Below are 8,730 nucleotides of genomic sequence, written 5' to 3'. Positions count from 1 at the left end.
TATGTACATGATCCGGCTGTATACTTCCTTGTAATATTTTTATTCCCTGACTGTCACAGCCTTGTCTCAGCAAATCTCGTAGCCTAAAGGCTACATCTCCTTTTAATACTTCATATCTATATTTCGTTATCCACACAAAATGGTACTTTATATCATATACCGTATGACTCCCATTTCTGTAATTTGCCATTTCTACGTACCTCCCGATACGCCAATTATATCACTGCCTCCTGGAAAAGGAAATGCCGCTGAAGCTCTACCGCCTAAAGGCGGTGGTTTTTACCTTAGGCTTGGAAAATAAAAAAAGCCGCTATGTAGCGACCTCATCAAAATATATAACAAGAGACAGAAGCCTCTCGGCTTCCGTACTCCATAATTTTTTTATAAAGGATTTCTTCTTTGGCGATGGATAATCGCAAGAATTTCTTCCTGCTCCTCCTGACCAACATCAATACTTTCCAACGCTTCTCTTGTTCCGCAATCCGCACAGATCAACGTTTGATTATCTATTCTGGAAAGAGCAGGAGGCTCGTGGTAGACCTGTCCGCATCGTGGGCAGATTTTAATCTGGGTAATACTTATTTCTTTCATGGCGAACTCCTTATATCACACTACATAATCCCACACTTTTTCTTCTGCCAGTTTCCGATATGTATTTCCATTTGGCAGATCTGTAGTACAACGGCGAACCTGCCGATTGAAGTATCTCTTATTCTTTTTTATCGAAAACTTTAATTCTCCACTTAAACTGTAAGGCCCCCTGCCTCTGCGCCAGCTTTGCTTTGTCCATCTTTTTGAACCGATCATCTTTCCACCTCCCTGCTCCTGTCATAGGCCTCATGCAAAAATTTAGGATCAAACCCAAAACTTTTATAGCCACTTAAGCATGTTTGCATATAAAAATTACTCGGCATGCCTAATAGTCTATCCTCGTGCATGATATAAACAAAGGTTGTCCGCATCCGGATCTTACTGCTTCGGATTCCCTTGATCGGAAGAAACATTTCCTTCTTGTAATAAAAAGTGGGAAAGCCTTCATAGCGATCCAGCGCCAACTCATCTTCAGCACTTATTTCCCATGCTGCAACCGGAACCCGGCTGCCTTTCTTTGGCTCAATTGTCAGATAAGAGCCGGTCTTACTTCCCTTAAAAAGCAATTCATAATCCGGGATCTCAGAAGTCCCGATGATCCGTGCGGAAGGGCAGCGCATCCGCATCTGCCGGATGTTTAAGTTGCTGCCATAAGCAATGTAGTATCTTTTTTTCATTTTGGTATCCATCCTTTCCGAAGGGATTACCCTTCTACCACCTTAAGACCGCCAAGGCGGTTCATAAGGTGGCAGGAGACTAATTCCTTCAAGCAGCTTCCCGTCCGTGTCTAAAGGCTGTATCTCCTGCCAGTCTCTTCGTCAGGATTTCCCTGGCAGTTTTGAATTCATCCCCGATAAATCCGAGCCGAAGAAGCCAGGTGCGCATAGCGTATTTTGGATTCTCATTCTGCTGTGGCTTCGGGCTGGCTGTTTTTAATGTCTTAGCCATCTGGCTCAGTGCAAGGCAAAGCTGAATATAGCTTTTCAGCTGTCCGGCATGAAGTCCGCCCCTGCGGTCTCCGCTAGGAGCATCGAATTGAAAGAGCCGGAATTCGACCGTCCCTTTTGTAAATGTTGCATGGTAGTTCAGCATATGGTAACGGCTGTCATTGTAGTGATGACTCCTACCACAGTTTGCATCGTGGCTACTGTACCAAATATCGGCAAGCTGTGTCATCGTAGTTGGCTTTCTGCGGTTGACCTGTTCCAGAAACTGGGGATCAACCGTCCGGCAGTAGCGTCTCATCCTGCCCTGATCGAGATTTAAAGCATCTGCAATCAGGCTTTCGTGGCTGGCCATGATGTTTGCCAGGTTGCGGAGCGTCTGCGGCGTATGGCCTTTGGCTCCGATATGGATGTGAACACCGCAGCCTCTAGTAGCATCACTCTTTGCTCCTGCGTGGCGCAGCTGCCGTATCAGTTCCTGTAAAGTTTCTATATCCGAGTAGGTCAAAATCGGAGTAACCATTTCGCATTTTTCGCTATCCGGTCCTGCAATGCTGACGTCCTTCTGGAATTTCCATTCCCGGCCCTGTGCATCCCATGCTGACCATGTGCTGTATCCGTTGCGGCCTGCAGTGTTCTCATAACGATGGGTTCCAAAGTATCTGGCTGCCACTCTCGCAGCTTTATCTCTGGTAATGTTATTCATTTCCACCTCAACCCCGATGGTCTGTTTCTTCATTTCCTCAATCTGCCTTGCCATTTTCTCATTCATTATAAAATCCTCCATTTCGTTTTGTGTGTTTTCCCTTTTGGTAGTACACATATTCGCTCTGAAGGCCGATAATAGCAAGTCAATTCCGAGGCATATATTATACAATCTTCAGCGAAAAAATTTGTGTATTTTTACAGTTGCTTACGGATGCAATCAACAATCTCTTCCTTTGGAAACTTCATTTTCATCACTCTCCAGCTCGTCCAACATTCTTTCGCATTCCTGATATAACTCCTGTAGCCTTGGTATCAGTTCCCGTTCTTTAGGGGTAAGCTCCACAATATTGATAGGAATGGACAACACACGTTTTGTCTGCAGAAGGACATACTGGATACCAACCATCTTTTTCATAGGAATTTGTATATCTTCATAAAAGTTTATTCCCGCCTGGTAGTTTCCCCGATCCACACGTACCAAGATGCCTTGCTGGGTTGCCGTATAAACAGCGCTGCTGATATGAGTACGGTCAACTATTGTAATATTATTTTTCTTCAAATAATCCCGGAACTCATGAACGGAATGCGGTTGAAAATCACTCCAAAATTCGAGCAGAAGTTTTTTTGCCTGTGCCGTTTTCGATAAGGTATCTTCCATCATGCATTCCCTCCGAGTGTTTCACTTTTCTGATTGTTCATTTGGGCTGCTTTCACAGCGGCACGCCTTTCCTTCTGTGTAATGCTGAATTTTTCCGCCTCCTCTTTTGTCCGGAAAGCCGTATGTCCTTTCAAACCAGCCAGCAGAGCCTTCCTCGACTCCTTATTCGCCGTACCCGCCATGCCAAGCTGTACCAGCCAGATGCGAAGATAATATTTTTCATTATCTTCCACCACCGGAGTGGCGCTGACTCTCTTGGCTTCCTTCGCTTTTGTGACGATCTTTGCCGCCAATTCGGAATATGCTTTATTTTTCGCACTGTCTGGTGAAAGTGGGAAAGTAAAGGTCACTTTACCTTCTTCCACCACAATCCCCTTCAGGCCCGCCGTATCCGCTGACAGAAGGGTCTGAAAATTCTCCCAGGTATTCTCCTCCAAAAGCTGCTCCAGCTTTTCCAACAGGGAATCGCTAACCGCAAAGGTCTCATACCTTGTGATCCGGTTGAGCAAATAGGCCCGTGCATGGATCATAGAAAGTAAGTTTTGCAAAAATTTTCCCTCTCCGGTATCTGCCGGGATCTCAATTTTCACTTCATCCACAGGGGCTTCCAGATAGCCTTTCTCCTGCAAAAACTGTGTCAGAAGATCTTCTCCTTCCTCTGTCTCGCTTGTGATCACGCCGTCTCGGTCAATGGTAAGGCGGCCCACTGTGTAGGAAAAGGTGGGAGGCCCCACATAGTGCAGTTCTTCTCCCGTAAATTCTGCGATGTCCTGCACCATCTTTCTCCGGTTGTCTGTTTTGGTTTCAATCCTCATTGATTTTGCCTCCTTTGTTTTGGTAGTACATTAATCACTCAAAAAGGCAAAAATAGCAAGTCCTATTTTTCATTTAGCGCAGATATTTAAAACAAAGGAATATCCTCTCCCTTCTGAGAAAGGTGTGAATAGGGGATCTTATCACCGTTGCGAAGAACATATACCTGATTGTCAGAACCCGCTTTCTCCATATATCTTTTCACAATCACATCGCAAAACTTTTCATCCAGTTCAACACCATAGCAAATACGCCCGGTTTCTTCGCAGGCCATTAAGGTGGAGCCAGATCCGAGGAAAGGATCTAAAACAATGCAGTTGCTCATACAGGAATTCTGGATGGGATAAGCCATCAGCGCCACTGGTTTCATGGTCGGATGCTCCTTGCTGGACTTCGGCCGGTCATACTCCCAGATCGTGGTCTGTTTCCGATCAGAATACCACTGATGCTTCCCGCCGACCTTCCATCCAAACAGGCACGGCTCATGCTGCCACTGATAGGGAGACCGTCCCAACACCAAAGCGTTCTTCTTCCAGATACAGCAGCCAGACAGATAAAATCCAGCATCGTGGAATGCCTGTCGGAAGATCAGCCCCTTGGAATCCGCATGGAACACATAAATGGATGCATCATTCTCCATGTTCTGTTCCATATTTACAAATGTTGCAAACAGGAATTTATAGAAATCCTCATCTGGCATATTGTCATTCTGGATTTTCCCAGCGGTCTCTTCCACATTCACATTGTAAGGAGGATCAGTCAGAACCAGATTGGCTCTCCGGCCTTCCATGAGTTTCGTGTATGTCTCTGGCAAAGTGGAATCACCGCAGATTACACGATGTCTGCCCAAAAGCCAGATATCACCTTTCCGTGAAATCGGCGGATTTCTTAATTCTTCCTCCACATCAAAATCATCTTCCTTGATGTCCTTGTTATGAACTTTGGAAAACAGCTGCTCGATCTCCGGAGCCTCAAAACCTGTCAGGTCAGTATTAAAGTCCACACTTTGCAGATCCACCAGTAAATCAGCCAGCAGCTCCTCATTCCAAGCACCCGTGATTTTATTCAGGGCGATATTCAACGCCTTTACCTTATGCTCATCTTCAATATGAACCACAACGCACTGGACTTCTGTATATCCTAAGTCTTTCAGAACCGTCAGACGCTGGTGACCGCCAATGACTGTCATATCATAATTGACAATGATCGGCTCCACATAACCAAACTCCAAAATAGAGTTTTTAATCTTCTCATATTCCTTATCCCCGGCTTTCAGTTTTTTACGGGGATTATATGCTGCCGGACGCAATGCATCCACGGGCAAGGTTTTCCATTCCATCGCACTCATGCCTGTACCTCCTTACGATCAGCGGGGCCGACATAAGGCTCCCGTCCTTCTTCTTTCCTCCAGAACCGATCCCGCACATAACATTCATGGTAGCTTCTGGGTAGGCTGACCACCATTCCCGCCTGCATTTGTCTGAGCAGAACTTCCGTTTCCTTCCGGTGGAAGGCTGGATCAGTTCCTTGCCGCAGCAAAGACACGCCGTTCCGCTTTCCATCTGTTCTTTCACATTCAAAACAAGGGCAGAGGCGTATCCGTCCAGTCCGTGACTCTTACAATAGTTCCGGACAGTATCTCTGGAAAGTCCGACAGCGGAAGCAATGGATTTATATCCAGCGCCCCGGAGCCGTAATTCCCGTATCTGTTTTGCCTGAAAATCGGTCATTGCTTCACATCCTTTCGCTAAATGGTTTCAAAAGAAAAAGCCGGAAAACCCACCTTTGCGGATAAGTTTCCCAGCCTAAAATTTAACTGTTTGGCAAATGATATTTTGTTTGGCAGGCCGCTCAGATGCAGGAAATCCGCATCTTTTCTCGCCGCCTGTCAAAAATTTTTCGTATTTTCTTCGCCCCGGCAGGTATCCCCCCTCTTTAATTTCGCAGAAATTCACGTTTGAGGGGGCGCCGGTCTTTTGGCAGCAAGGTCACAGAGATTTCGACCGCCCCTCCGGGTAGCGAAATTCCTCGTATCTGTCCTCTGTCATCGTTTTTGAATCGTGGCAGGATTTGCAGAGAGCCTGCCAATTGTCCCGATCCCAGAACAATTTCCGATCTCCCCGGTGTGGAATGATATGATCCACAACCGTTGCCTTCACATAACGTCCTTTAGCAAGGCACCGAACACAGAGGGGATGGGACTGCAGGTAAACAGTCCTTGCTTTCTGCCAGCGGCTCCCGTATCCTTTCTCCTTGGTGGTCTTCCTGTCATGTTGGTGGAGAGTTTTGTGTTCTTCACAGTACATGGTGCCGTAGGGAACCAGCTTGCCACAGCCCGGATGCTTGCACGGGGTGTTCGGCCTACGTGGCATGGTACCCACGTCCTTCCCGATTCCGTTCCACCACCCGGTCAATGCCACGGATCGCGCCATCCTCATCACCGGCCAGAATCTGTCCCTTGATCGTGCGGTACTGCTGCACGGTCAGCTCCGGCTTCTTTCTCTTTAAATACGACAGTGCTGCCCGCATCTTCTCTGTATCCATACGCTCTCACTCCCTTCTATGTACAGACGGGTGAAAGGATAAAGCCCCGTCTGGCCACGAAAAAAGGGCCTGGAGTTCTCACTCCAAGCCCCGCTGTATTTCGGCAATTCTAATGATAGCACAGTTGATCGGATAAAACAGTACACCTTTAGTACACCAATATTGGTATCAATCCTTTTGGTAATAATAATCATCCAGCACATAAGTCTGCACCGGAGTAATATGCAAATGATATTTCTCTATTAGCTCTACTAGTCGCTGGCCATCTATCAAAGTTACTGTATTTCCGCCCTGCACAGCTTTTGACTGTGCCTGTTTTGTAAAATAACTGGTCGTAATGAAAATACCATAATCCGCATTGAAACTCATCATGACACCTTTGAATTTATCTATTTCAGGTTCAGATACCGGATTATCTGTGTATCTTTTACACTGTACCACAACCTTAGCCGTTCTAAATTCATCGGACTCAAAATATCCATAACCATCAATACCATGATCGCCAGACATTTTTACTCCCTTTTCCCGGTCAAATTTTATGCCCATATGCGAAAACAGAAGTCTTGAAAAACTTTCAAATTTTTTCGGTGAAAAAAGTTTTATCTGGTTCAGCACATCAATTTTCCAGTTTTCGCTCATATCGTTATCATCGTCTGTCTCTTCAAGCTGAATATCTTCATTTTCTATTGTTTCAACCTTACTTTTTCCCTTTTTACGTGGATATCGTTCCTTATGCTTTTTATCCCAATACTCTCTTTGGATTTGCAGATCATTCTCAGTAGGATATAAACTTGTTTCAACAGAACGCCCTTTTTCTGTCAAAACTATATCTCCACCGCGATCATATGCTTGAATATACCCACAATTAAGCAAATTCACAAGTGAGAAATTAAAATCCATGTTAAAAGGAATATATTTTGTACCCTTTTTAGACGTTATTGGTTCAAACACATCCTCGTAAGATATATCAATCTCATCATCATCGACAATTCCTTCCTTGATCAATTGCCGTGATGCACTCCCGCCAAGCGTCTGTAACACCTTTAATATATATTTTCCTACATTATCGGCATTTCGCTTATATTCCTGTTTCTTCATAATTTTTGAATTCTCCTTAAAATAAAAAAATTATAATTTCAATCAATTACCATTTGTCTACAAAGTCGCTACAAAAATCTTCATCTGTCATACCCGAATCAATATATTCCTTTAAATCTTTCTTCATTCCCTCATATTTTTCTATGGCATCTTTTATATCGTTTGCAAATACCGTATGAAACATCATGCCATAAATTCCACATATGATTTCATAAGGTGCAATCTCTCCCGGATGGTAAATGGTGATTCTCGACTGCTTTTTATACACTTCATCCTTAATAATAGTAGGGTTCTCTGTTTCACAGATATAATTTTCCCACATAAACATCTATCCTTTTCTAATTGAACAATCCTTGATATGAGAGCCAGGAGTCGAACCTGGCACCCTTTGCTCTAAACTTGCACTGCGCTCCCGATGCGCCAATCTCACCCTAAATATATCATACATACTATAAAAAATCATTATAAATAATAACCTACAGCTCTATACGTCAAGCCGCCGATTTGTTCTATCGCTGCTACCCACATCTTCGCTGTATCCATGCGCTTCCACTCCCTTCTATGTACAGACGGGTGAAAGGATAAAGCCCCGTCCGGCCACGAAAAAAGGACTTGAAGTTTTCACTCCAAGCCCCGTCTTATTTTGGCAATTCTAATATTAGCACAGTGGATCTGAAAAAACAGTACACCTTTAGTAAACCACTTTGGCATAACTTACCCCTTTTATGAAGAGTAGGAATCGCAGAATAAATAAAAGCAGAATACTATCAGTTCACCTGATCCTAGTATCCCTATTTACTTAACTTAGCGCCTAAATCATATGCGTTCTTTAAATCTATGGGGAAACATTCCTCACGGGATTTTTTCTTATCTTCTGGATTAAATCCATTCATTGCAAATTTTGAATAATCATTAACCTGAAGTGTGTTGCAGGCAGGATAAAGACAAACTTCACCATTCAAGAAGCTAAATTCTTTTGCGTATCCCTCAAAAGATCCTTTGTATGCCTTATCATAAAAATCCTTTGTAGTATTCATTGTTACGAACAATCCAACATTGATATGACCTTTAAAATAATTGCTATAATCATCATAGGAAAGTGCTGGAAAATGAAGCCTTTCAAGAAAAGCATAGAACTGGCTGGTTGGCCTGCCAAAGTAAATGGGGGTTCCTATCAGCAATGTATTAGCAGAATAAATCTCATCTATGGTAAGTAAGTAATAATCCGTATCTTGACAAAATAAGAAATCCCCCAGCACTTACCGGGGGAAGATCTGTCTTTTACTTTTTAAGTTTGCTGCGGCAATCATCAGGCAGATTGGAGGACCATGGGAGAAGCTCCAGCATTTCTTCCTTTGCCGGAAACGCACCGAG

At 44.1% G+C, this 8,730-nt stretch carries 14 protein-coding genes; all 14 read right to left on the bottom strand.

Going from position 1 to position 8,730, the window contains the following annotated elements:
- A partial coding sequence (tnpA, locus tag G614_RS30710; protein WP_027643747.1) for an IS200/IS605 family transposase occupies nt 1-190 on the bottom strand: 190 nt, incomplete at its 3' end.
- A 191-nt stretch (nt 191-381) separates the two neighbouring features.
- On the bottom strand, nt 382-591 hold the full coding sequence (locus G614_RS0122725) for a hypothetical protein (protein ID WP_027643746.1): 210 nt from the start codon (nt 589-591) through the stop codon (nt 382-384).
- Between the two features lie 15 nt (nt 592-606).
- Nucleotides 607-807, bottom strand: coding sequence for a hypothetical protein (locus G614_RS31550; protein WP_155245125.1), 201 nt, complete (start codon nt 805-807; stop codon nt 607-609).
- Nucleotides 804-1,268 carry a gamma-glutamylcyclotransferase family protein gene (locus G614_RS0122715; RefSeq protein WP_027643745.1) on the bottom strand — a complete coding sequence of 155 codons (465 nt, stop codon included), beginning with the start codon at nt 1,266-1,268 and terminating at the stop codon, nt 804-806. Before G614_RS0122715 ends, G614_RS31550 begins: the two co-directional genes overlap by 4 nt.
- 88 nt (nt 1,269-1,356) lie before the next feature.
- Nucleotides 1,357-2,307 (bottom strand): amidoligase family protein, encoded by a 951-nt coding sequence (locus tag G614_RS0122710; protein WP_027643744.1) that lies wholly within the window; start codon nt 2,305-2,307, stop codon nt 1,357-1,359.
- Nucleotides 2,308-2,460: 153 nt separating this feature from the next.
- Nucleotides 2,461-2,904 (bottom strand): hypothetical protein, encoded by a 444-nt coding sequence (locus G614_RS0122705; protein ID WP_027643743.1) that lies wholly within the window; start codon nt 2,902-2,904, stop codon nt 2,461-2,463.
- Nucleotides 2,901-3,716 (bottom strand): hypothetical protein, encoded by an 816-nt coding sequence (locus G614_RS0122700; protein WP_027643742.1) that lies wholly within the window; start codon nt 3,714-3,716, stop codon nt 2,901-2,903. Before G614_RS0122700 ends, G614_RS0122705 begins: the two co-directional genes overlap by 4 nt.
- A gap of 86 nt (nt 3,717-3,802) precedes the next feature.
- Nucleotides 3,803-5,053, bottom strand: a complete 1,251-nt coding sequence (locus G614_RS0122695; RefSeq protein ID WP_027643741.1) for a site-specific DNA-methyltransferase — start codon at nt 5,051-5,053, stop codon at nt 3,803-3,805.
- Nucleotides 5,004-5,444 carry a hypothetical protein gene (locus G614_RS28650; protein WP_242828187.1) on the bottom strand — a complete coding sequence of 147 codons (441 nt, stop codon included), beginning with the start codon at nt 5,442-5,444 and terminating at the stop codon, nt 5,004-5,006. Before G614_RS28650 ends, G614_RS0122695 begins: the two co-directional genes overlap by 50 nt.
- A 258-nt stretch (nt 5,445-5,702) precedes the next feature.
- Complete coding sequence (locus tag G614_RS0122685; RefSeq protein WP_027643740.1) at nt 5,703-6,086, bottom strand: HNH endonuclease; 384 nt, start codon at nt 6,084-6,086, stop codon at nt 5,703-5,705.
- The gene (locus tag G614_RS0122680) at nt 6,076-6,258 is read right to left on the bottom strand and encodes a hypothetical protein (RefSeq protein WP_027643739.1); all 183 of its coding nucleotides are present in this window, start codon (nt 6,256-6,258) and stop codon (nt 6,076-6,078) included. Before G614_RS0122680 ends, G614_RS0122685 begins: the two co-directional genes overlap by 11 nt.
- Before the next feature lie 168 nt (nt 6,259-6,426).
- A complete protein-coding gene (locus G614_RS0122675) occupies nt 6,427-7,356 on the bottom strand; it encodes a restriction endonuclease (RefSeq protein WP_027643738.1) in 930 nt (309 codons plus the stop codon).
- A gap of 46 nt (nt 7,357-7,402) precedes the next feature.
- Nucleotides 7,403-7,678: a hypothetical protein gene (locus G614_RS0122670; protein WP_027643737.1), complete on the bottom strand. Its 276-nt coding sequence runs from the start codon at nt 7,676-7,678 to the stop codon at nt 7,403-7,405.
- Nucleotides 7,679-8,147: 469 nt separating this feature from the next.
- Complete coding sequence (locus G614_RS31545) at nt 8,148-8,393, bottom strand: hypothetical protein (RefSeq protein WP_155245123.1); 246 nt, start codon at nt 8,391-8,393, stop codon at nt 8,148-8,150.
- Between the last annotated feature and the right edge of the window lie 337 nt (nt 8,394-8,730).

Origin of the sequence: [Clostridium] clostridioforme AGR2157 (assembly GCF_000424325.1) — a bacterium.
In the GTDB taxonomy this organism is placed as follows: Bacteria; Bacillota; Clostridia; order Lachnospirales; family Lachnospiraceae; genus Enterocloster; species Enterocloster clostridioformis_A.
This window is presented reverse-complemented; position numbering and strand designations above follow the sequence as displayed.

What these genes read in the sequence shown, in the direction of transcription:
- G614_RS0122725 (WP_027643746.1), bottom strand. Translation starts at nt 591, where the DNA reads ATGAAAGAAATAAGTATTACCCAGATTAAAATCTGCCCACGATGCGGA.
- G614_RS31550 (WP_155245125.1), bottom strand. Translation starts at nt 807, where the DNA reads ATGATCGGTTCAAAAAGATGGACAAAGCAAAGCTGGCGCAGAGGCAGG.
- G614_RS0122715 (WP_027643745.1), bottom strand. Translation starts at nt 1,268, where the DNA reads ATGAAAAAAAGATACTACATTGCTTATGGCAGCAACTTAAACATCCGG.
- G614_RS0122710 (WP_027643744.1), bottom strand. Translation starts at nt 2,307, where the DNA reads ATGAATGAGAAAATGGCAAGGCAGATTGAGGAAATGAAGAAACAGACC.
- G614_RS0122705 (WP_027643743.1), bottom strand. Translation starts at nt 2,904, where the DNA reads ATGATGGAAGATACCTTATCGAAAACGGCACAGGCAAAAAAACTTCTG.
- G614_RS0122700 (WP_027643742.1), bottom strand. Translation starts at nt 3,716, where the DNA reads ATGAGGATTGAAACCAAAACAGACAACCGGAGAAAGATGGTGCAGGAC.
- G614_RS0122695 (WP_027643741.1), bottom strand. Translation starts at nt 5,053, where the DNA reads ATGGAATGGAAAACCTTGCCCGTGGATGCATTGCGTCCGGCAGCATAT.
- G614_RS28650 (WP_242828187.1), bottom strand. Translation starts at nt 5,444, where the DNA reads ATGACCGATTTTCAGGCAAAACAGATACGGGAATTACGGCTCCGGGGC.
- G614_RS0122685 (WP_027643740.1), bottom strand. Translation starts at nt 6,086, where the DNA reads ATGCCACGTAGGCCGAACACCCCGTGCAAGCATCCGGGCTGTGGCAAG.
- G614_RS0122680 (WP_027643739.1), bottom strand. Translation starts at nt 6,258, where the DNA reads ATGGATACAGAGAAGATGCGGGCAGCACTGTCGTATTTAAAGAGAAAG.
- G614_RS0122675 (WP_027643738.1), bottom strand. Translation starts at nt 7,356, where the DNA reads ATGAAGAAACAGGAATATAAGCGAAATGCCGATAATGTAGGAAAATAT.
- G614_RS0122670 (WP_027643737.1), bottom strand. Translation starts at nt 7,678, where the DNA reads ATGTGGGAAAATTATATCTGTGAAACAGAGAACCCTACTATTATTAAG.
- G614_RS31545 (WP_155245123.1), bottom strand. Translation starts at nt 8,393, where the DNA reads ATGAATACTACAAAGGATTTTTATGATAAGGCATACAAAGGATCTTTT.